General features: G+C 70.5%; 18 protein-coding genes and 1 pseudogene. 14 read left to right on the forward strand and 5 right to left on the reverse strand.

All coding sequences use genetic code 11. The features are described 5' to 3' along the window. Positions 1-165: 165 nt before the first annotated feature. The 5 genes and pseudogenes from TU31_RS12050 to TU31_RS12070 all read left to right on the forward strand — a co-directional run bounded on the left by TU31_RS12050 (position 166) and on the right by TU31_RS12070 (position 6,364). Positions 166-486 (forward strand): hypothetical protein, encoded by a 321-nt coding sequence (locus TU31_RS12050; RefSeq protein ID WP_042153201.1) that lies wholly within the window; start codon positions 166-168, stop codon positions 484-486. Positions 487-795: 309 nt separating this feature from the next. Further along, the gene (locus tag TU31_RS12055) at positions 796-2,631 is read left to right on the forward strand and encodes a glycoside hydrolase family 15 protein (protein ID WP_042153203.1); all 1,836 of its coding nucleotides are present in this window, start codon (positions 796-798) and stop codon (positions 2,629-2,631) included. A gap of 489 nt (positions 2,632-3,120) precedes the next feature. Continuing rightward, positions 3,121-4,911: a pectate lyase-like domain-containing protein gene (locus TU31_RS12060; protein ID WP_042153205.1), complete on the forward strand. Its 1,791-nt coding sequence runs from the start codon at positions 3,121-3,123 to the stop codon at positions 4,909-4,911. A gap of 68 nt (positions 4,912-4,979) precedes the next feature. Then, positions 4,980-5,423 (forward strand): annotated as a pseudogene (locus TU31_RS39660) (cytosine permease); the annotation flags it as partial. Positions 5,424-5,893: 470 nt separating this feature from the next. Beyond that, positions 5,894-6,364: an ATP-binding protein gene (locus TU31_RS12070; protein WP_052718906.1), complete on the forward strand. Its 471-nt coding sequence runs from the start codon at positions 5,894-5,896 to the stop codon at positions 6,362-6,364. A gap of 303 nt (positions 6,365-6,667) precedes the next feature. Here the strand turns inward: TU31_RS12070 and fabV are convergent, their stop codons facing one another. Both fabV and TU31_RS12080 read right to left on the reverse strand, forming a co-directional pair. Then, positions 6,668-7,876 carry an enoyl-[acyl-carrier-protein] reductase FabV gene (gene fabV, locus TU31_RS12075; RefSeq protein WP_042153209.1) on the reverse strand — a complete coding sequence of 403 codons (1,209 nt, stop codon included), beginning with the start codon at positions 7,874-7,876 and terminating at the stop codon, positions 6,668-6,670. A 187-nt stretch (positions 7,877-8,063) separates the two neighbouring features. Continuing rightward, positions 8,064-10,382, reverse strand: coding sequence for a hypothetical protein (locus tag TU31_RS12080; RefSeq protein ID WP_042153210.1), 2,319 nt, complete (start codon positions 10,380-10,382; stop codon positions 8,064-8,066). A 214-nt stretch (positions 10,383-10,596) separates the two neighbouring features. Here TU31_RS12080 and TU31_RS35895 point away from each other — a divergent pair, with 214 nt between their 5' ends. From TU31_RS35895 to TU31_RS12125, 8 genes are all read left to right on the forward strand, one after another. Continuing rightward, positions 10,597-11,223 carry a hypothetical protein gene (locus TU31_RS35895; RefSeq protein WP_158894394.1) on the forward strand — a complete coding sequence of 209 codons (627 nt, stop codon included), beginning with the start codon at positions 10,597-10,599 and terminating at the stop codon, positions 11,221-11,223. Positions 11,224-11,721: 498 nt separating this feature from the next. Beyond that, entirely contained in the window at positions 11,722-13,020 is a 1,299-nt protein-coding gene (locus TU31_RS12095; protein ID WP_251085675.1) for a helix-turn-helix domain-containing protein, read from the forward strand. Positions 13,021-13,252: 232 nt separating this feature from the next. Further along, entirely contained in the window at positions 13,253-13,867 is a 615-nt protein-coding gene (locus tag TU31_RS35900) for a toll/interleukin-1 receptor domain-containing protein (RefSeq protein ID WP_052718909.1), read from the forward strand. After that, entirely contained in the window at positions 13,864-16,167 is a 2,304-nt protein-coding gene (locus TU31_RS12105) for a hypothetical protein (protein ID WP_042153217.1), read from the forward strand. Before TU31_RS35900 ends, TU31_RS12105 begins: the two co-directional genes overlap by 4 nt. A gap of 29 nt (positions 16,168-16,196) precedes the next feature. After that, on the forward strand, positions 16,197-17,099 hold the full coding sequence (locus TU31_RS12110; protein WP_042153220.1) for a hypothetical protein: 903 nt from the start codon (positions 16,197-16,199) through the stop codon (positions 17,097-17,099). Continuing rightward, positions 17,096-18,361 (forward strand): OmpA family protein, encoded by a 1,266-nt coding sequence (locus TU31_RS35905; RefSeq protein ID WP_052718910.1) that lies wholly within the window; start codon positions 17,096-17,098, stop codon positions 18,359-18,361. The genes TU31_RS12110 and TU31_RS35905 overlap by 4 nt, the downstream gene beginning before the upstream one ends. A 15-nt stretch (positions 18,362-18,376) precedes the next feature. After that, positions 18,377-20,038, forward strand: a complete 1,662-nt coding sequence (locus tag TU31_RS12120) for a hypothetical protein (RefSeq protein ID WP_042153222.1) — start codon at positions 18,377-18,379, stop codon at positions 20,036-20,038. Next, positions 20,035-20,454, forward strand: a complete 420-nt coding sequence (locus TU31_RS12125; RefSeq protein WP_042153225.1) for a hypothetical protein — start codon at positions 20,035-20,037, stop codon at positions 20,452-20,454. The genes TU31_RS12120 and TU31_RS12125 overlap by 4 nt, the downstream gene beginning before the upstream one ends. A gap of 37 nt (positions 20,455-20,491) precedes the next feature. On the opposite strand, the gene TU31_RS36740 is transcribed toward TU31_RS12125, so the two are convergent. Together TU31_RS36740 and TU31_RS12135 are read right to left on the reverse strand one after the other, a co-directional pair. Further along, on the reverse strand, positions 20,492-20,923 hold the full coding sequence (locus TU31_RS36740; RefSeq protein ID WP_078885721.1) for an HIT family protein: 432 nt from the start codon (positions 20,921-20,923) through the stop codon (positions 20,492-20,494). A 159-nt stretch (positions 20,924-21,082) separates the two neighbouring features. Beyond that, positions 21,083-21,649, reverse strand: a complete 567-nt coding sequence (locus tag TU31_RS12135; protein WP_245698527.1) for a GNAT family N-acetyltransferase — start codon at positions 21,647-21,649, stop codon at positions 21,083-21,085. 150 nt (positions 21,650-21,799) lie between these two features. Here TU31_RS12135 and TU31_RS12140 point away from each other — a divergent pair, with 150 nt between their 5' ends. After that, entirely contained in the window at positions 21,800-22,198 is a 399-nt protein-coding gene (locus TU31_RS12140) for a DUF3662 domain-containing protein (RefSeq protein WP_042153231.1), read from the forward strand. A gap of 176 nt (positions 22,199-22,374) precedes the next feature. On the opposite strand, the gene TU31_RS12145 is transcribed toward TU31_RS12140, so the two are convergent. Beyond that, entirely contained in the window at positions 22,375-22,680 is a 306-nt protein-coding gene (locus tag TU31_RS12145) for a hypothetical protein (protein ID WP_042153233.1), read from the reverse strand. Positions 22,681-22,751 lie beyond the last annotated feature (71 nt).

The raw sequence follows: 22,751 nt of genomic DNA on the forward strand, positions 1-22,751 counted from the left end.
GCCGGCACGGCGTCGGTGTGCCGGAGATCGTGTCCGGCTGGTCGGGGGACGGGACGACGCTGGGTCTCGCGCTGAAACTCAGTCAGACTCTCGCTTGCGCAACCCACTTCGATGACCCGGCGTCCAACTCCCTGACGGACGGCTGCCGATCACCCGGGAGAGCACGTGGCGAAGAAGGACCAGACGACGGACGCGGCGACGGAGAAGGACCGCGAAAAGTGGATGGCGCGTTTCCAGGTACGGCTGGCCATGCAGCCGGGCGTGGACCGGGCAGTCGTGCTCCAGGCGGTCAAGGATGTCACGGCGCACTGTGCGGATACGGGAGAGCACCCGCGGACCGCCTTCGGTGACCCGGACGCCTGCGCCGTGCAGGCCGCCGCGCGGCTGGTGCCGGCGGACCGGGCGGCGCGTACGAGGCGGCACGACGCCGTGGTGGACGCGCTCGATTCCGTGCTGAAGGGTGCCAGGGACGTCGCCGGTCTGTGACCGGTTGAAGCGACTTCCGTCATGGCCCGGTGCAACGGGTTCTTGCCCAGTGTCTGTCCGCCGGGGCTGCTGGGCTGGGCAGCTCAGGCGATGGCGGAGCGCCGGAGCCGGTGACACCGGCGGGCAGGGCCCGGTACCCCGATCGTCGTCGGGTAGCCGGGGCGAATTGCGTCACGGTGAGTGACTGAATCGCACCGTGTGGAGCTGGGGGCGGTGGCGGTCGTGCCCCGTCCGCCACAACGGGGACGTAGTGGCCCCGGGAGGTAATCTGAAGGCACTGCACCTGCTCCCCAATGCCGGGGAGGGCATATGACAGCCGGTGTGAGTCTTCGTCCCAGCAAGGCGGATGAACTCCGTTATACGCCCATCGCCGAGCACGGCATGATCGGCGATATGCGTACCGCTGCGCTCGTCGGTACCAATGGCACCATCGACTGGTATTGCTGTGCGCGATTCGACGCACCCAGCGTATTCGGGGCGCTCCTGGATGCCGATCGCGGTGGCGCCTTTCAGCTGGCCGCGGATGTTCCCGCCCGGACGAAGCAGTTCTATTTTCCCGACACCAACATCCTGATCACCCGGTTCTTCGCGGACAACGGGGTCGGTGAGGTCCAGGACTTCATGCCGATCGTCGATGACTCCCGGGAGGCGGACCGGCACCGGCTGATCCGCCGGGTGCTGTGTGTGCGCGGGTCGCTGCCGTTCATCGCCCGGGTCGCTCCGCGCTTCGATTACGGGCGGAGCGTGCACACCGTGAGCTCCCAGCAGGGTCAGATCGTGTTTGATTCGCCGGGGCTTTCGCTGGCGCTGTCGTCCAGTGTTCCGGTCGAGATCGATGGTCCGGACGCCTGCTGCGCTTTCACACTGGACGAGGGGAGTGCCGCGGTGTTCGCCCTGGACCGGATCGGTGACGGGGTGGAGCCACGGGCCTGTCCGCTGTCGGAGGCGGAGGATCTGTTCGGCGCCACGGTGCGGTATTGGCGCGGCTGGCTGTCGCACTCCCGCTATCGAGGGCGCTGGCGGGAAATGGTGCACCGCTCCGCGCTCACCCTCAAGCTCCTCACCTACGCCCCGACCGGCGCCATCGTGGCCGCGCCCACGACCAGCCTGCCCGAACAGATCGGTGGCGAGCGGAATTGGGACTATCGCTATGCGTGGGTGAGAGACGCCGCGTTCTGCATCTACGCGCTGCTCAGACTGGGCTTCACCGACGAGGCCAAGGCCTTTGTGCACTTCCTGTCCCAGAACGTCTGCCTCACGGAATGCCCCAAGGGCCCGTTGCAGATCATGTACGGCATCGACGGCCGCAGCGAGCTGCCCGAGGAAGAACTCCTCCATCTGGAGGGTCACTTGGGCTCAAGCCCCGTCCGGGTCGGCAACGACGCCGTCAACCAGCTCCAACTGGACATCTATGGGGCACTTATCGACTCCCTCTACCTCTATGACAAATGGGGGGAGCCGCTGTCCAGCGAGCACTGGGACACCATCGGCATGCTGGTGGACTGGGTCTGTGACAACTGGGACCAGCCGGACGAAGGCATTTGGGAAACCCGCGGCAAGACCCAGAACTTCCTGTACTCGCAGTTGATGTGCTGGGTGGCGGTGGAACGGGCGATGCGGATCGCCGCTCACCGGGGGCTGCCGGCGGACATGGTCCGCTGGGGAAAGGCCAGGGACACCATCTACCGGCGGATCATGGACCGGGGCTGGTCCGGCAAACGGCAGGCGTTCGTTCAGCACGAGGGCGATGACGTTCTCGACGCCTCGGTTCTGATGATGCCGCTGGCCAAGTTCATCTCCCCCACGGACCCGAAATGGCTGTCCACTCTGGACGCATTGGGCGAGGAGCTGGTGTCCGACTCCCTGCTCTACCGCTATGACCCCCGCAGCAGCCCGGACGGGCTGCGCGGTGAGGAAGGCACCTTCTCGATCTGCTCGTTCTGGTACGTCGAGGCGCTGTCCCGCGCCGGCCGGGTGGATGAAGCCCGGCTCGCCTTCGAGAAGATGCTCACCTACGGAAATCACCTCGGCCTGTACGCGGAAGAAATCGGCCGCACCGGCGAACAGATTGGCAACTTCCCCCAGGCCTTCACCCACCTGGCCCTCATCAGCGCCGCATTCAACCTCGACCGGGCGTTGGGCTGAGGCCGGCAGTCGCGACCACTCCGGAGCGGCTGAATCCGGTTTTCTCCCTGCGGATTGCTCCCCCGCGCGCCCCGTTCGGCGTCCCCGCATGGCGCGGTGCTGCGAGCGGCTCTACCGTCGGCGGAGAACCCGTCCCGATGGCGGGGAAAGGCTGCGGCGCACTGCCCTTCGCACGTCGGTGCGCCCCAGCCGCCTTCTTTGCCCGGGTGCGGAGGTGTGCGGAGGGCTCCCGCGCCTTCGCCGGCCGGGCGCCCGTCTTCAGTGCCTGGGTGGCGGGCTTCAACAGGTGAACCTTCGCGGCTGGGTAAGACTTGCGGCCTGATGGCTTCAACTGCTCTGCGACAGTCGGGAAGTTGACGATCGATCAGTTCGCGCTGTGGTTTTCCGGCAGAACCCTTGACGCACCGTCCACACATGGTGAACATGCATCGGGCAAGAGAGCGCTCCCATGAACTTCAATCGTTCACTTCCTGAATCAGGAGAGCCGCTATGCCCATACCCCCCACCGGCGACCCGGCGCCCCGCACACCGAGGCCCGCACGCCGCAGAGTCCTGGCCGCGATGGCGGCTGCCGTGCCCGCCGTGAGTCTGTCGGCCCTTCCCGCCCGGGCGTCCGCAGCGCCCGCCGCCGCGCTGCCGGGCGGCGGCGACCTGGGTCCGAATGTGCTGGTGTTCGACCCCGCCACACCCGACATTCAGGGCACCCTCGACGAGATCTTCCAGCGGCAGGAGTCGGCGCAGTTCGGCGAGGGGCGCTTCGCGCTCCTCTTCAAACCGGGTACGTACCGCGGGCTGAACGCTCAGATCGGCTTCTACACCTCGATCGCGGGGCTCGGACTGTCGCCCGGTGACACGACGTTCCACGGCGATGTCACCGTCGACGCCGGCTGGTTCAACGGCAACGCGACCCAGAACTTCTGGCGCTCGGCGGAGAACCTCACGCTCCATCCGGTCAGCGGCACCAACCGCTGGGCCGTGGCACAGGCGGCTCCGTTCCGGCGGATGCACGTCAAGGGCGGACTGAATCTGGCGCCGGACGGCTACGGCTGGGCCAGTGGCGGCTATATCGCCGACAGCCGCATCGACGGCACCGTGGGCCCCTACTCGCAGCAGCAGTGGTACACCCGTGACAGCGCGGTGGGCGGCTGGAACAACGGCGTGTGGAACATGGTGTTCTCCGGCGTCGAGGGAGCCCCGGCACAGAGCTTCCCGGATCCGCCGTACACCACCCTCGACACCACCCCGGTCTCCCGCGAGAAGCCCTTCCTCTATCTCGACGGCGCCGACTACAAGGTCTTTCTTCCGGAGAAGCGCGTCAATGCCCGCGGCACCACCTGGGGGAGTGGCACACCAAGGGGCGAGTCCCTGCCGCTCGACCGGTTCTATGTGGCCAAGCCCGGTGCCGACGTGGCGACTCTCAACGCGGCGCTGGCCCAGGGCCTCAACCTGCTGCTCACGCCCGGGATTTACCACCTCGACCGGCCGGTCGAGGTGCGGCGCGCGAACACCGTGGTTCTGGGGCTGGGGTACCCGACCCTCGTTCCCGACAACGGTGCGACGGCCATGAAGGTCGCCGATGTCGACGGTGTGCGGCTCGCCGGGTTCCTGATCGATGCCGGTCCGGTCAACTCCGTCACGCTGCTGGAGGTCGGCCCCGAGGGCGCGTCCGCCGACCACGCCGCCAATCCGACCACGGTGCAGGACGTGTTCATACGGATCGGCGGGGCGGGCCCCGGCAAGGCGACCACCAGCATGGTGATCAACAGCAACCACACCGTCATCGACCACACCTGGGTCTGGCGGGCCGACCACGGGGACGGTGTGGGCTGGGAGACGAACCGGGCCGACTACGGGGTCCGTGTCAACGGGGACGACGTCCTGGCAACGGGGCTCTTCGTCGAGCACTTCAACAAGTACGACGTGGAGTGGCGCGGCGAACGGGGGCGGACGGTCTTCTTCCAGAACGAGAAGGCCTACGACGCGCCCAATCAGGCCGCGATACAGAACGGCGACACCAAGGGGTACGCCGCGTACAAGATCGCTGATGGTGTGACCACCCACGAAGGGTGGGGCCTGGGCAGCTACTGCTACTACAACGTGGACCCCACCATCCGTCAGGACCACGGTTTCCGGGCTCCCGGCAAACCGGGCGTGCAGCTCCACCATCTGCTGGTGGTCTCGCTGGGCGGCAAGGGGCAGTACGAGCACGTGATCAACGACCTCGGCGCTCCCACCTCGGGCACGTCGACGGTGCCGTCCACGGTGGTCTCCTATCCGTGACCCGCCTGCGCGGGCCCCCCGTGACCCCGGCATGGCCGCCGTGTGGCCCCCGTACGGTAGCGGCAACGGTGGCGGTGCCGCGCCAGGGGGCCCCGACGGGCGGGCCGGTGCCCGAAAGTAACCGTTAAGGGAAGAATGCCCGGCTTTTCGCCGTGTGGTTCGCCCCCAACCTCACCATGACCGGAGTGTTCTCCGGCACGGTGGGCGTCTCGCCGGGGCTGGACTTCTGGACGGCCTTCACCGCCATGGTGCTCGGCACGGTCGTCGGCGCGGTCCCGGCCGCATACCTGGGCACATGGGGCAGCCATACCGGAACCGGTCAGCTGCCGCTCTCCCGGCTCGCCTTCGGGTGCGGGGTGGCCCTGCCCGGCATCATGCAGTGGCTCTCCTCCGGGGCCTGGGACGCGCTCATCGGGCTCTTCGGCGGTGAGGCGCTGGCCCAGCTGCTCGGCCGGCCGTTCTGGCTGGGGGCGCTGGCGCTCGTGCCAGGGCAGGTGTCCGGGGCTGTGCTCCTCGCACGGGGAGGCGGGTCCGGGGCCGTTGGCCGTCATGAGATCTGCCGCGCGGCGGGTCGTGCAGCGGAAGGAGCGCAGTCCCTTTTACCCACCGGATCGTGCGGCAAACCGGGGGTGATTTCCGATTGGCGGCAGCGGATACGGGCACGCGATTGTCTTGAGGTTGACAACTGTGGTTCCCCTTCTTCTGATGCTGCCGCACTGATCATTTCCGGTGCCGGAATCGTAGGGAAGACCTGATGGCCGTGGCGGTCACCGAGCTCACCGTGCGACTTCCGGTCCGGTGCGGTGTTCCGCGGCGCTCCGCGTGCCCCGTGTCGGTTCGGGCAGGCCGGGGTTCGATCATTCCGAGGTTGCGAAGAGCAAACATTTTCGTCCGAACTCGGAAATGTGTGGTTGACACTTCGGGGAGGGGGCACGCTTTCCGGCCTGAAGGTAAGTCGATGCGATACGAGGTGAGCTTTATCATGAGCACCGCCGAGGCTCCGCGCACGGTCACGGCGTCGCCGGTGCTGGAGCTTGAACTGGACTGCTATTCCGAAGTTGTCGGTCCCGCCCGGCACATTGCGGCCACGTTCCTGGAGCGCCTGGAACCCTCCCTGGAAAGGGATGCCAGGGACGCGGTGATCCTGGTCGTCTCCGAACTGGTCACCAACGCCGTACGTCATGCGGGAGGCAAGCTCTGCACCTTGCGGCTGACGGCCGACCCGGAGTCGGTCGTGATCGCCGTGGGCGACTCCAGCCCCGTTCTTCCGCGCCCCCGTACGCCGGACGTCACCGGAGAGGGCGGCGGTTTCGGCTGGTCGATGGTGTGTCGCCTCGCGACATCCGTAGAGGTCCACAGCAAGTCGGCCGGTAAAACCGTGACGGCGGTCATCTCCCGCCTGAGCGCCCCGGACGGTGGCCGCTCAGGCCGTGACTCAAGAGCCACGGCCTGAAAGCGAACCGTCTGCCGCGCAATTCTCCGTGAGCCCGGTCGGTGAGGGTGTCATGGTCGGCGCAGTCGGAATGTGGTGGGGCCGGCGCTGAGCCGTCGTTCACATTCCTTGACGTGTAATCGACAGCTAAATGCGCTGTGTCGCAGTCAGCCGAATCCATCACACCGTCAACAGCCCGCCTGAATCGCAGAGTTACGCGACAATCCGGCGGAGACGGAATCGTCCGAGCACGCCCGGTGACGCCCCCTCACTTCCGTTGTTTTTCCCAACTCTCGGGCGTTCGACCGGCATTCCTTCCGGGGGTCAGGAGACGGCGTCCGGCCAGGGGACCTGGGTGGTGGTCGGGGCCGAGTAGTCGATTCCCGGTACCGCGAAGCCGTAGAGCCGCTGGACCTCGGCGTGGAACCAGTCGAGGTCGGCGAGGCGGGTGATGCTCTCGGTGGTGGCCGTGTCCCACCGCTCGGTGACGGCGGCCTGGACCGCGCTGTTGAGCTCCCAGGAGTCGAGACGGACCCGGCCGTCGTCGTCGACGTCGAGCGGCCGGGCATCGGTGAGCTGGTCCCACAGGCTGGTCAGCTGGGCGATCGGCGGCACCATCGCATCGCCGAGGACACCGCGCAGCAGGCCCACATAGAGCGCGATCCCGGGGATGGCGGTGGAGGACTGGGTGACCGCGGCCCCGTTCACGGAGGTCACCGCGCGGCCGCCGACCAGCTTCTCCAGGCGCTCGTTGAGCGTACGGGCGGTCGCTTCGAGGTGGCACTTCGCGGCGCCGATGGTGCCCTGCCGGTAGATCCCGTCCGTCAGCGGCGAGCCGATGTACGACAGGGCGGCGGTGCTGAATCCGTCGGCGAGCAGCTCACGCTCGGCGAGGTGGTCGATCCACCGCTCCCAGTCCGCGCCGCCCATCACGGCGACGGTCTGCTCGATGTCGTCATCCGTGGCCGGCGCCGTCTCCACCTCCTTGACCTCCGGCGTCCCGTCGCTGTCGAAGGCGAGGGTCTTGGTGCGGTACGCCTCGCCGATGGGCTTGAGGGCGGAGGCGTAGGTGGCACCGGTGTCCGGGTCGGTGCGGCGCGGTGCGGCGACCGAGTAGATCAGATGGTCCAGGCGGCCGAAACGCTCCCGGAGCACCTCGGCGACCTGGTCCTTCATCGCGTCGGAGAAGGCGTCGCCGTTGAGGAAGACCATCTCGTGGCCGTGTTGGCGGGCGAGTTCGGCGGTGGCGGCGGTGCGGTACCAGCCGGCCGTGGCGGTACGCCGTTCGGTGGGGCCCTTCTCGAAGCAGACGCTGATGCCGCGGATGCCCACCCGGGCGAGGCCGGCGATCGTCGCGGCCAGCCCGTAGCCGGCCGAGGAGCCGACGATGAGCGCCACCGGTGCGTCGCCCGGAACCTCGCTGGGCGCGGGGACGGCCTGCCACATCTCCTGCACCAGGCGGGCGCAGCCGGCCGGATGGGAGTCGAGGAAGAGGAAACCGCGGCTGCGCGGGGTGATGACTCGTTCGCTCATGAGGCACGTCCTTCGGGTCGTCGCGGAGGCGGCGGCCCGAACCGGAGCACGCACCGCACCCTGCAAGTCTGCGACCACGCACCATTTCATGATCAGTTGGACGGTCACAGCAATGAGGGGGCCGTTTTGGAGGATTTCCCTCAGTTCGGGCAGTGAGGGGGCGGCCGAGGTGCTGACAAGCCGGCCCTCAGCGCGTCGTCTGCTCCCTCGTCGTCGGAAGCCGGCGCAGCCAGTGCTCTCCGGTGCTCCAGCCGAGGAAACGGCGGGCCCGGCCGCCGAGCGCCGTCCCGTCTGCGGTGAAGCTTCCGCCGTCCGCCACCAGGCGCAGCCCTGCCAGTGCGGGGGCGAGCCGGGCGGCGACATGCGCCGGGTGACGGGCCGTCTCCGCATCCAGCCCGGCGAGCAGCCGGGTCTGCTCAGCGGGCGTGCACAGCGCAAGAAAGAAGATCAGCTGGCGCCAGGCGTACGCCGCGTCCTTGATCGTCGCCAAGGGCCGCGGGTTGTGGTGCACCCGGGCCGTCAGCCGGCAGACCGTACGGAAGCAGCGTTGGGCCAGATCCGCCCAGCCGGGCTCCGGGGCGATGCCCACCTGGCGCACCAGGGTCGCCAGATTGTGCGTGGTCAGGATCTGAGACTGCTCGATCACCTTGCCGTTCGCCGCCACCGAGCCCCGCCCGGACGACCCGGCCCGCGCGGCGCACAGCCGCGCGAACTGCGGGGAGGTACGCGGCCGGTAGGTGCGGGTCAGTGCCTCAGCCGTCTCGGCGATCGCCAGGTTGCGCAGCGCCCCGTAATCGATCCCGTAATAGCGCTCGTAAAGCGTGCCGCGCAGCAGGTCGCCCGCGATCCGCGCGGCCGTGAGGAACTTCGGGGCGAAGGTGCCCATGAAGATGTCCGCCGCCAGCTCCTCGACCATCGGAGCACCGAGGTCGGCCTGACGGGCCAGCACGCCGAGTTCGCGGACCAGGGGGTTGGGGAGAAGCGTGCCGGGGAACCCCTGCACGGCCAGCTCGCCCAGCTGCCGCAGCGCGGAATGCGCACCCTCCTGCGCCGCCTCGTCGCCCCGCTGCCCGGAGACCGCCCGTACCCAGGGCAGCTCCTCGATCCGCACCTGCCGCTCCAGATGGAGCAGCAGCAGCGAACGGCGGTTACGGAACGCCCGGTAGTTCGCGGCCATCAGGGTGCGCAGCGCCTCATCGGGATAGCCCTGCGCAGTAGTGGCGGCGACCAGCTGCGGCACCAGCTCGGCCAGGACCTCGGCCGAGGGCACCACGCCCCGCTCCACGAGCGTGCCGAGCGGAGCGCTCAGCGTGGCCTCGACGACCCCGCGGAGCGTCGCCGGAACCGGCGCTCCGGCCGGCAGCCCGGTCTCCCGGTGCTCCGGCTCGGTCACCGGAACCACCAGTGCCCCGACATCGGCCGCGCCCACGTCCTGGGGGAGATCGCCGAGCCGGCGCAGCACCAGCTGCGCCAGGGCGTGGTGCGAGGGGAGCGCCCCCTGCGCCGCCTGCCGGGCACGCAGCGTCAGATGCCGCTCGGAACCGGGCATCCCGCGACGCCGCACCATGGACGAGACGGCGTGCCGCAGCAGACCGAGCCGGCGGGCATCGAGCGGACGCCCGGCGGCGGTCTCCTCCAGTGCGCCGCGCAGGATGCCCAGGTTCTCCTTGGGGTCGCGATGCTTTGCGCAGCGTGTGTGGGCCGTTGCCAACTGTCGGTATCGACGCAGGAGGGCGGCCCCGCGCTCGTGCCAGCCCTCGTCCGGCGTGCGCGCGAGGACGCGCTCGCCCTCGGCCGTCTCCAGCCAATGGACCAGCAGGTCATCGGCGAACGGCTGCCAGACCGTGAGCGCTTCCCGCTGGGTCTCGACCGCCGCGTGGGGCCGCCGTCGCGCCAGGGTGCGGGCGGCGTCGGCGACCGTGCGGCGGTGCACCGCGGAGGCGTCCGGCGCGGGCGCGACCGACGGCCGGGGGGTGAACCGCAGCCGGCCGGCGAACGGTCCCAGCGCCTCGACGAGCTCCACCGCCTCGGCCAGTTGCCCGGAGCGCACCAGCCAGGCGACGGTGAGCAGCGCGGCTTCCTCGGGCACCGACACCTCATAGCGCCCGGTGTCCAGCAGCGCGCACAGGTCGGCCAGCCCGGCCTCGGTCAGCGCGTGCGCGAAGAGCGCCCGGCGGTCGGCCTTGACGCCGGCCCGGCGCGCCGCCTCCTTCTCGTACGGCTGGAGCGGCCCGCCGGCGCTCGCCTCACCGGTCGCGAAGCCACCCCGGACGACCTCGGGGGTCACCCAGACCGGAAGGCCGGCCACCGGGGTGCGCGAACCCACCGTCAACGATCCCTCGGCCACACCGTCCAAGACTGCGCGCCAGCGGCGGGCGCGCTCCTCCGCACGATGGCGGGTATCGGTGTCCTCGTGGGTCAGCGCCGTGACGAAGGCCTTCGCCAACTGGTCCCGCGCATAGGACGGGGCGCGGGTGAGGGGCTGCTGCTCAGCGTCGTCGTTCATAGCCGACGTGGCGGGTTCCGCCCCCGCGCCCTCCGGGTCTGAAGCCCGGTGCTCTACTGCTGAGCTACACGTCGATGATCCGTAAGACTAGACGGGGCGTCGGCGGCCGTACAAACGAGTTTTCGACGGCGGTCGTCGCCCCGGACTCCCGGCCTGGTCAGGGCACTCGGGGCCGCTGTCCAGTGGGGCCACCGACGCTTCGTAAGCTGCCTGCATGCTCCCCGGACGTACCCCAGCCCCTGACGCCACCATGTTCCGCTTCGGCAAGCAGCGGATGCGCCGGACCATGCCCGGTGCGGTTGCCGCTCTCGCCCTCGGACTGTCGCTGCCGGTCTCCTGCGTGGTCTACGGATACGGCGTCGGCACCTGGGTGTTCGCGGTGATCTGGTTCCTGGTGTTCGGCACGGCCGCGGTGTTCATGGCGTGGGCCGTGTGGGGCGACCGCGACGCCTGCCTGGCGTTCGACACCACCGGTGTGTGGTGGTGGCGCAGCAAGACGGCATATGTGGTCATTCCGTGGGACTCGCTGGATGCTGTGGGCCTGTTCTGGTGCCCTCAAGGACCGGCCGACTCGGGGCACCGGCTGGTGAGCCTTGAGCTGTGCCCCACCGGTGGTGTGCGGGAACCGCAGGATCCGGCGCTGGCCCCGCTGTTCATCGAGGAGCGGTCCGGCGTGGCGGGCGTACCCGACCGGCGCTACCGCATCGGCCTGCCGGTCTTCGTCATCCGCCACTACGGTGGCGCGCTGATCGAGGCGGCCCGCTCCCGTGCCGCTCACCGCTGGTTCGGCGAACACGAGCGGCCCGCCGGTTATCTGCGCACCCAGGACCTCATCAGCTAGGACGCGCGCACCGGCCCGCGCGGTCCGTGCTCCGGCGGGCGGGCCGCGTTGTCAGACCCTGCGGCTACGGTCTGTGGGCATGGACGAACTGTCACCGCACGCCGCGCGGTTGCGGGCCGCGATGGCCGGACGCGGCCCGGCGCTCGACTGGTCCGGCGGTCTCCGGTCCGCGTGCCCCCAACTGACGTCGGAGGAACCGCGCACTGCTCCACCGTCCGCCGGGGCCGGGGCCGGGCCCGGGCCGGGGCCGGGCCGGGGCGCGGAGGGCGGCTCGCCGGGCGGAAATTCGGCGTTGCGGAACGGGCGGCAGCCTTGATGTGACCGTTGCGCAAGGGGTCCTTCCTGCGGAGAAGGCGATTTACCTCGGCAGAAGCGGAGCGTGATGAAACCGATAGCAAGCAATTCGTGAAGGGGATGTGAGAGTTGGTGTGAGGCGTGGCACACTCCCCTCACCGGTCGCGAACGACGAGGGGGGCGAGCGGGGTGCAGCGGATTCCTGTGCGGTTCGGGGCGGAGTTACGCCGGCGAAGGATTGAAGCGGGGCTGTCGCTGGGAGGACTGGCGAGCCTGATCTGTTTTTCCAAAGGGCACTTGAGCAAGATCGAGCGCGGTGTGAAGGCGCCCAGTCACGATCTTGCACAGTTATGTGACAGCGCTCTCCACGCCGGCGGACAACTCAGCAGCCTGATTTCCGCACCCGAGCGCAGTACCCCCGCGCCGCCGATGACCGAGGCGGAGGTCGGTACGCCCTGGACATTACGTATGCAGGCCGGCGGTGAGAGTGACTTCGTGGCATTTGACCCCGCGTCGTCCGGTGGCGGGGCCATGCCCTCCACCATTGTGAGTTGGTCTCTCGCACCGCCTCTCCTCGAAAGCGGGGAGACGAATTCGGCATTGCCGTACTTCCGCAATGTCTTCGACGAGTTCCGTCGGCTGGGACAGCTCTTCGGGCCGTCGGTGGTCGCCCAGCTCTGTATCGCGGCCACCAGCGCGCTGCGGGGCATGGCACACCAGGCGCAGCCCGCGCACCGCGATGTGGTGCTCCGGCTCGCCTCCCGGTTCGCCGAGTACACCGGCTGGATGGCGCAGGAGGCAGGCAGCGACGCGGCCTCGCTGTGGTGGACCGAACAGGCGGTCCAGCTGGCCGCGGACGGCGGCGACGACGAACTGGCCGCCTACGCCCTGATCCGACGCGCGGAACTGGCCCTGTACTCCGGCGATTCGGTGGCCACCGTCCAGCTGGCGCGACGGGCGGCGCAGCAGGCCCGCAGCGTACGCATCCGCGGACTCGCGGCGCAGCGCGAGGCGCAGGGGCATGCGCTGGTGGGGGACCGTGACGCCTGCCGGCGGGCGCTCGACCGCGGCGCGGAGCTGACGGCCGGTGCGGTGACGCCGGACGGCACGGACCCGGTCCTCGGCAGCATCCATCTGCCGGATCTGACGGCCTTCGTCGCCGGCTGGTGCATGCACGATCTCGGTTCCCCGGCGGAGGCCGTTACTTTGCTCGGCGACGGTCTGGATGCCATTCCGCCGGAATCCCGCCGTGCCAGAGCCCGATATGGCGCCCGGCTGGCGCTTGCACTGGCGAACGTCGGGGAAATCGAGCAGGCCTGTGCGATCGCGGAATTGGTCGCTTCTCATGTTGCCCTGATCGACTCGGCCACCATCCGCGCCGACCTTCTGCGGCTGAGCCGCGCCCTGAATCGTTGGCCAAAGAATCCCACCGTCCGTCGGACCCTTCCGCACCTCGCGATCGGACTGCACACCCACCGGACCGGTCCGGGAACTCCGGCCTGACATCTCACCCATCGGCCCGCACCACGGAGAAGGCCGCCCGAAGAACCGCACTCCCGCCGCATCCGCGGTGTTCCGTTGCCCGGCCAAAAGGCCGGGGGCAACGCGTTGACCACGCCTGAAACCCCTGTGAATCTCGGCTTCATCCCCCTGTGCCCGCGACAGCCCGAGTAACCAACACAGCACCCGGCTGCCGCAATCCACCGCTGTCCGCATGAGGAAAGGCAGAACAATCATGGCCGGAGTATTCATCAACTACCGGACCAACGACGGCACCGAAGCGGCTGTCCTGCTCGATGAGCAATTGAAAAAGGTATTCGGGCCGGAGAACGTCTTCCGGGACCGCCGCACCACGCAGCCGGGCGTGCACTTTCCGCCCGTTCTGTGGGGCCACCTCGAAAGCTGTGGGGTCCTCCTCGTGCTGATCGGCCCGAACTGGCTCTCGCTGTGCGACACCGACGGCCGGCGCCGGATCGACGTACCGGGCGACTACGTCCACGACGAGATCCAGCGCGCCCTCACCTGGCGCAAGACCGTCATCCCCGTGCTGATCGATTCGGCTCAGCTCCCGACGAAGAAGCAACTGCCCGCCGATATCGCCGAGCTGACGGAACGGCAGTTCATGCAGCTGCGGGTGCCGTACGCGCATCTTGACCTCCCCGTCATCACGGAGGCGCTGCGCAGCCACGTACCGGTGCGCAGGCCCGAGCCGCAGCCGGCACCTCCCGCGAGCGGCGCCGCGCAGCCCGGCTCGCACTCCACCTACACCGGCTGCGCCGTGGTCAACAGCGGGAGCGGCAACGCCATCGTGAACGAGGACCGCAACGGACAGAGCGGAGGCCGACAGTGAGCGAGACCGAACAGGCCGGGACGGAGAGCGCGGCGGCGGACGTGCCCGCCGAGGAGCCCGCTGCCGCCGCGGAGGAACCGGCACCGCCCGAAGCCGTGGAGCCGGGCCCGGCCGGACCGTCGGACGGCACCGAGGCCACCGGTGCGAGCGCCCCGGACGACCTCGCAGCAGCCCAGAACGGTGACGGCCGGCCGTCGGCCCAGGACACCGCCCGGGCCGCCGCCCGCCGGGAAGCCGGCGACGGCGGCGACTTTACCCGCTACCAGCAGGCCCGACAGCAGAACGCCCTGAACAAGCTCAAGCGCAGCGCGGTCGCCAACGGCAGCGGCTCCGCCTTCTACGCCGAGCAGCTGACCATCGGCGGCGACAACGGCATCGAGATCCAGGTGCTGAGCGTCACCTCACTGACCGTCGCCCAGCACCTGGACTCCCACCAGGACGTCGAGCAGCAGACCCAGATGGCCGCCCGGCTCGCCGCCCAACACGTCCTGGTGCTCGCCGGGCAGCCGGGCAGCGGCCGGCAGTCCACGGCACTGACCCTGCTCGCCGGCTGCTGCCCCGACGACCGCATCAAGATCCTGCACAGCGAGGCCCCGGGCATCCTCCAGGCGCTGTGCCAACGCGCCGACGACCTGCTCACTGACGGTGGCTTCGTGGTGGACCTGGACGACCAGCCGCTGAAGCTGTCGACACTGGAGACCCTCGGCCATCTCGCCCGCAAACACCGCGCCTTCCTCGTCATCCTCGGTGAGCTGGGCCGGGTGGACCCCGACCGGCTGCGGCCGCACGCCTTCGAGCACCGGCGCCCGGCCCTCGGCCAGGTCCTCGCCGTACATCTGCGCCGCCTGCTCGCAGGGCACCCCGGTGTGTGCCCCGAGCCGGACTGCACCGCCGAGCACACCACGTCGTTCACCGCCCGGATGCTGGAGTCCCAGCAGGTGCAGCGCACCCTTGACGGGGCTCCGTCCGTACGCAGCGTGGTGGAGTTCGCCGAGGTCCTGGCACAGAGCATCCACTCCGAGGACACCAGCCTCAGCGACGTCATCGGCCAGTGGCGCGACCGGCTGCGCCGACTCGCGAAACAGCTGCTCCAGGTCCCCGCCGAGACCTCGCACGGGCCGGTGCTGGACCCGCACCGCCAGGCGTTCCGGATCGCCTACGCGTTCTTCCACGGCCTCCCGCTCTCCGATGTCTTCGAGGCCGGTGAGGTCCTGAGCGCGACCGTGCTGCCGCGCTACGAGACCCGTGAACCGGCCCCCACCAACCATGTCTTCGAGCGGGAACTGGACCAGCTGATACCGCAGGAGATGCGCGCCTCCGGGGACGCGATGTCCGGCGGGCGCACCGACGACAACCCCCGGTGCGCCCGGCTGGTGGACGAAGAGCTGATGCACGCCGTCATCGAGGTCGTCTGGCACGACTACGACAGTCTGCGCGACCCCATGCGCGAATGGCTGACGGCGCTGGTCGCCGGGCCGCTGGAGCGGATACGGGTACGGGCGGCGCACATCGCCGGGATTCTGCTCAGCCATGACTTCGACAGCGTCTACCGGGACTTGATCCGGCACTGGGCCCGGAAGTCCGCGGCCTACCGGCAGTCCGCCGCGCTCGCCCTGGAGATGGCCGCCCACGACCCCCGGATGGTGGGCCGGGTGCGGGCCCAGATCCGCAGCTGGCTGAGCAGCCCCCGGTGGGAGTACCAGGACAGCGCGGCACGGGCGTACGGAACCCTGGTCGGCGCCCAGGACGTCCCGGACACCCTCTGGGCGCTGCGTGAACTGGGCACCCGGCCGGAGCTGGCGTTCAGCAGCTCGGTGGCCTTCTCGATGTCCTGGCTCTACCTCGCCGGCGCCCCGGGCCAGACCGCCGACGCCCTGGACCGCTGGATCGCCTCGGACAACGACCATCTGGCCAAGCACGCGATCCGCACCCTGCTGATCCTCAGCCGCTACGGCGCCGGCCCGGACCGGCGCGACCGGCCCGTCCTGGCCGATACCGCGATGACCGACCCGGACCGTGCCGATGCCCTGGTCCGTCTGTGGCGGCACGCCCTGATGGGACAGGACAGCTCGACGCGTGCCTGGGACCTGCTGCGGCGCTGGCTGCTGGCAGGGGACGCGGACAAAGAGCTGGCCGCCTTCCTGGAGGTCCTCGTCCCGCGCATCTGGGCCCGGCCGCTCTCCCTCCGTGCCGGGTTCTACCTCGGCATGTGGGCCGGCCGGCACCCGGACTCGCGCACCATCCGCCAGCTCCGGGACCAGCCCCCCGACGCGGGGACCGCTCCCCGCTCCGCGTCCTGACGACACCCCGTACGAAGAGGAGACAGACCATGACAGAGCGCAAAGGACTCCGCACCAGGCTGCGCAACTGGTGGCGCCGGGTGACACGCAAGGACGAGACCGGGCCCGCCGGCACCCCGGAGCCCGCTGACGACCCGGAGAGCCCGGACACCCCGGCGCTCGGGCAAGCGGCCCAGGGCGAGGTGGCCGTGGAGCTGCCGCCGGTCGAGCAGACGCTGTCGGTGGCCGCCGACGGCGATGTGTTCGCCTTCGAACTCGTCCCGCACTTCCGCTGGAGCAGCCAGGAGATGACGCTGGACGTCCTGCGGGAGCGTGCGGCGCTCCACGAGGAGGCGGCCCGCGGCAAGCTGCTGCGACGCGCCTGGTCCGTCGCCCGCGCCTGCGACGCCGGCGATCCGGTGGCCGCGGAGAAGGCCGTCAACAGGGAACTGCGCGGCGGCTGGTGCTACCACGACGAGAAGGGCCTCATCCGCTGCCGCCCCTCGGTACGGATGCGGATGGACCCGGCGCTGCGCGAACATGTCCTGCCCTTCCACCTCGCCGAAGTACGGATGGAGAAGGAGCACCGCCTCGGCAAGCTCAAGGCGGACCAGGTGCAGGTGCTGACCGAGCGCTGGCTCCAGGTGATGAGCGAACTGGAGCTCCTCGGCACCCTCGGCGCGGCCGAGCGGCGGCTCCTGGTGCCCTTCGCCGCGGCCCTCGCCGACGAGGACTTCTTCAAGGTCATGCAGGCGCTCAAGAACACCCGCCGCAACGGCGCCGAGGCGCTCGCCGACGTCCTCACGGCGGCGACCAAGCACCACGAGCAGGTGGGCCTGTTCGAGTACGCCAACGCCTACGACAAGGCCCTGAGCGAATTCTGCCGCCAGATGGGGCTCAACCCCTTCTCCTGGGTGGACACCGTGGGCGACGTCGGGGAGTTGGCGCCGTGAACACCACCACCAGCGCCGCGGTCGCACCCGGACGCCGCCGGGGCACGTCCACGATCGCCGGCGCCCTGGGAGCGGCGCTGATGGCCGGCCTCCTCGGCGCCTGCGGCGAGCAGCCCCGCCTGGACCCCTGCGCCTGGATGAAGCAGCCCGCCGACTCCGCCGGCCGTACGGTCGTCCTCGTCGACGCCTCCTCCTCCGTACGCGGTTCGGACGCCGGGCGCGACTACGCGCACAGCATCGGCGCCCTGCTCACCTCGGTGGTCGAGCGCAAGGACACCGTCTCGGTCGGCAGCTTCAGCGGCGCCTCGGCGCAGATCAGCTGGATCGCCAAGGACCGCTCGGCCGACTGGGTCAAGGACAACAACAACGAGATCAATCAGAAGACGCGGAAGCAACAGGCGGTCAGCTGCCTGACGGGGCTGGTCGGCAAGGCCGAGCGCGCCGTTCCCCGCAGCGGCGGCAGCAACGTCCTCGCGGCCCTCACGGCCGGAGCGTCCTCGCTGGAAGGCGCGTCCGGCAGCCGCAGCCTGCTCGTCCTGACCGACGGGCTGTCCACCACGGGCTGTGCCGATCTGCGCGCGGCCGCGTTCCGGGACAGGCGCGAGATCAAGGCCATCACCCGGGTCTGCGCCGCCCGGGACGAGACACCCGCCCTGACCGGAGTGCATCTCACACTCGCCGGGCTGGGCCAGCCGGCCACCGGCCAGCCCGCGCCCACCGCGGCCCAGCGGACCTGGCTGGGCAACCTGTGGCGCGCACTGTGCGGCGCGGGCCGCAAGGCCGCGCACGGCACCTCCTGCACCCTCGCCCCGACCGCCATCGGCACGGCCGAGGGGCGCCGCCGGCCGGGGAAGAAGTCACCCCAGGACCCGGCGGTCCACTACGCGCAGGACCGCCCGCAGACCTACGAACTCCCGGGCGCGGCGCTCTTCGACACCAACTCGTCCACCGTCCGCCCGCAGGCCCTGCCGCTGCTCAACGATGTCGCGGTCAGCGCCCGTACCACCCCCGGCAGCAGGGTCGTCGTCTCCGGCTATGTCGACCCGCGCGGCCGGCCGGACAACAACCACCGGCTGTCGCAGGCACGCGCGGACGCGGTGAAGGACGTGCTGACCGGACTCGGGGTGGAGCGGGTGACCGCACACGGACGCGGCCTGCCCACGGGCTGCGCGAAGCCGGACCACAGCGCGGGCGGCCGGATGACCGCCGAGGACAAGCTTCAGTGCGACCGGCGCGTCGATATCGAAATCACCAGGAAGTGAGGGCGGCGGGCAGCGATGAACACCACCAACGGAACGAACCGGGCGGGGCCTGCCGCCCGCTTTCAGTCGGCGGTCGACTGCCCCGGCAGCGACCCCGCCTTCATTGAACTGGACCTCAGGAATCGGCCGTCCGCCCGTCCCGTGGACCAGACCGACAGCCGGGAACAGGCCGCCCTCATGCGGGCCTTCACCGACGCCAACACCGCGCTGACCGCGGCGCAGCCCGGGCTCGGCACCGCGGCCACCGCGGTCGCCGACACCTTCCAGCAGGCCCGGACGACCATCGAAGCGGCCGAGCGGTTCGTCGTTGCCCGGTCGTCCCAGCAGGCCCAGGAGCGCGTCGGAGAACTGCGCGCCCGCCATGCCGGGGACGGACCGGAGAGCCTGCGCCGCCGGCCGGTGCTCTGGCGACGGCTGCTGTGGCCCACCCTGGTCGCCTGCGTGGCCTTCGACACGATGTTCATCGGTACCCTGATGCAGCGGTTCTTCGGACTGGGCGAGACCGAAGTCGGTTACTACCTCGCCTACTTGCCCGGCTTCGGTGTCGCCGTCTGTCTGCTCGCCGCGGGCAGTCTGCTGGCCGAGTCCGTCTTCCGGCGGCGTACCCGTACCGCCCGCACGCTGGAGCGGACGCGCCGCGGTCCGGTCGCGGTGCTGCGCGAAGCACTCTGGCCCAGGAGCCCGCGTACGGAACGGCGTAAGGCCGGCGAACTGCCCTGGCCCAACGCGGCCGGGCCGGTCCTCTTCACCCTGGCCATCCTCACCATGGTCGGTATATGGGCGCGGATGCGCGCGGCCGGTGCGGTGCGTGAACATGTGGATCTGGCGCCGGACCAGAGCGCCGTCGTCATCCTCACCCTGGTACTCAGCACCGCCGCGATCGTGGTCAAGGTGCTCGCCCACAACCCCTGCGCCGACAGTGACCGGGAGGCCCGGCGGGACGTCACGGACGCGGAGCAGCAGGGCAGAAAGCTGCTGGGCGCGGCGCGGCGCAGTCTGGTGGCGCACACCGAGACCTGGTGGCGGCTGCGGTCCACGGTCGAGGCGGCGGCGAGCGAGGCCCACCGTACGCTCGACGAGGCCTGCATCCGCATCGTCGAGGAGCGCGCCCGCACCGGCGTGGCCGGCAGCTACGACCTTCCGCTGACGGCACCCGCCTGGCCCTACCCCGCCGCCGCCCGCAACGGCGCCCGCCTGCCCACCGGAGACCGGGCACCCGCCCACCCCACACCGCCCCGGGCCCGCCTCGAACTCCTCGATCACGTCTACACGGTCCTCGTTCGCTACGGCCCCGGTCAGCTCGAAGACCGCCTCAACGGCATCGCCGGCGATCTGAACGCACAGTTCCGTGCCTCGCCGGGGCAGCCGGTGGAGCAAGCAGGGCCGACGCGTTCCGACGAGGACGAAGGGGATCAGGCACCCGAGGGGGCCCCGGCGGCAGCGGAGGACGTCCGGGCACCCGAGGAGGACCGGTCCGAGGAGGACCGGGCGCCGGAGGAGGAGGACCGGGCGTCCGAGGAGGAGGGCCGGGCACCCGAGGAGCCCGCCGCCCCCAGCCAGGCACCCGATCCCGATCAGCCGCCGGGAGAAGAGCAGGCCGCCGGTGAGTCCACGGCCGAGCCCCGCGACGCCGGCCCGGACAATCGGCCGTCCGGGGACGAAGGCTCGGCATCATGACCGCCCAGCCGGCCCTCGGCCCGGAGGAAGTGAAGCACCTGGAGTTCCTCCAGGCGGTGATCGCCCGGCACGCCAACACCTCGTTCCTCGTCAAGAGTTGGGCCATGACCGTCAGCGGTGCCTTCATCGCGGTCGCCACCCGCGGGCCGAGCTGGAAAACGGCCGCGGTCGCCGTGGGACTGGCGACGGGATTCTGGCTGCTCGACAGCTACTACCTCCGCCAGGAACGGAGATTCCGCAGCCTCTACGAGAACGTCGCCGGGCGCGTGAGCCCGGCGGTGCCGCCCTTCAGCATGGACGCCGAGCAGCACGGCGGCCCCGTGCCCTGGCGGGCGGTGGCGCTGTCCCGGACGATGCTGCTCTCCTATGGCGTGCTGGTCGCCATCGACACGATGACTGTGCTCTTCCTCGCCTGACTGCCGCCGCTGGTGGTCCGCACAGGGGCGCTGCGGTTCACCTCTCCGCGGGCCGGGCGGCGGTCCACGGCAGCAGCAGACCGTCGCCCTCGGCACGCGGGACGAGGTGGAGATGGAGATGGCGGACGGTCTGGGTGGCCGCGGGGCCGCGTGAGGTGATCACATTGCAGTCCCCGGCCTCCGCCGCGAGTTCGGCGGCCCGCAGCATGGTGGCCGCGGACACCACCGGGTCCTCGGCGACATCGGCGACATGCACCCGGGGGATGACCAGCACATGCCCGGCGGTGACACCGCCATGGCGGGGCCGGATGGCGAGGGCGTCCGGCCATGCGCGCAGGACCGTGGCCGGCGCCCGGCCGCACACGATGAGGCAGAAGGGGCAGCCGGGCCGCGGAGCAGTACGGGGAGGCCGCGGGCGGGCGTCCGCGGCCTCATCGGTCACCTCGCGGGACTCCCCATAACTGACCATCGATCCTCCGCAGGGGCCGGCCGGGCGGGTCGGATCGTCACCGGGCCGGGCCGACGCACACATCCGCTGCCCCCATCATCGCCCCTTCGCTCCGCTGATGCGGTACTTGGCCTTGTTCCATCCGATTTGCACGCCATCACCGCCCCGGGGCAGCCGTCGTCACCAGAGCCTGTCGATCTCGCCCGGGTACAACTCGATCCGGGAGTGCGGGAACGAGGAACGGTGGTCCCGGCCCAGCGGCGAGAAGAAGTCGGCCATGGTGACCTTGTCGAAGCCGGGCCGGTCGCTGGCGAACGGGGCCTGGGGCGTACCGCCGATGAGCACCGCGCCGGGCAGCCACTGCCAGCCCGCACTCTCGTAGAACGGCTGAAGCGGCCGGTCACAGGTGAACAGGCCGATATCCAGCTCCATGGTGGCCATCGCGTCGTGGGCGGCCGTCACCAGACGGCGGCCGTGGCCCTTTCCGCGGGCGGTGCCACGGGTCACGACCGTGCTCAGCCCCGCGGCCCGGTACCGCTGTCCGGCGTGGACGATCTCTTTGAAGAGGATGTCCAGCGCGGCGAGCACCGTGGCACCGTCGACGAGCAGCATCGACACCGGCCGCAAGGCCGGGTCATGGGCGAACGTGCCGGGTGCCGACGCGGAGTCCGGCGGCCACGCCTCGTCCTGGAGCTCCGACACCTGTGTCTGAAGCGCTGTCGGGGTCTCGGTCTCCGGGAAGGTCATGATCGGCACGCGCTCATTGTGACGGCCCCGTACGACGGAGGCCAGGGGTTTTGGGCCGGCCGACCGGACCCGCACGGTGCCGCGCCCACGGTGCTCGCGAACCCGCATCGTGCCTGCATGCGGCGGCGGGCTCCGGGGCAGGTGAATCTCATGGGAATATTGAGGCGTTGGGAGCGCGTGGTGGAGGACTGCGAGAGCGCACTGGTGGCCAAAATCTTCCGCACCGACCCGGTCCAGTTGCTCGATGCCCTCCGGCAGGAATGCGACGATCACGCGATCGTGTGCAGCCAGAGCCGAGTCCTGGTACCCAATGACTACACCGTCGAACTCTCGCGGCACGTACACGACGAACTGGCCGCCCGCGGCGGAGAGGTGGGCCGGCAACTGACCGATGTCCTCGCCGGGCACGCCGTCGACCGCGGCTACGAATGGGCGGGCCCGCTCACCGTCCATGTCACCACGGCCGAGGTGCCGAACGGCCGGTACCGCATTTCGAGCGCGGCCCTCGCCCACATTCCCGCCGATGCCGCCGGTCCCCGGGGAGCCTGAGCAGGAAGCCCGCCGAGGCCGCGGGGTGGCGCCGGATGCGCACTCCGCCGCCGTCTCGCTCTTCATGACCGAGTAGGCGGCCGCCCCCGCGTGACCGCGGATGTGCGCGGGGACGGGCCGCCTACTCGGGGTTGCTGCAAGCGGCTACCGGTGAACTGCCGGAAGCCGTGCGGGGTTTACAGCGGCCGGGCCCACAGGTCGTACTGGAGGCCCGTGCCATCGCAGAAGGGGTCGGCCCACTTGCCGCTGCTGACCAGGTCGGTGCCGGCCGCCTGGCAGCCGCTGAGGGTCCAGAACTTCTTGCCGGTCCACACGGTTCCGGGCGGGCCGTCCATCGGCTTGACCTGGTGCTGCGCGGAGGAGACGGCCGGCGCTGCGGCCTCGGCCCCGGTGGCGGCGTGGGCCTGGGCGGCACCACCCAGTCCGACGACCGTGAGGGCCGCAGCGGCGACCGCGGTGCTGAGAATTCGCCTGTTACGCATGTGTTGTCCTTCCCCGTAGTCAGGGCCCCTCGTGGGCCCGTCACCCTGCACACGGATGCCACCCCCTCGAC

The organism is Streptomyces lydicamycinicus, assembly GCF_000829715.2.
Classification (GTDB): domain Bacteria; phylum Actinomycetota; class Actinomycetes; order Streptomycetales; family Streptomycetaceae; genus Streptomyces; species Streptomyces lydicamycinicus.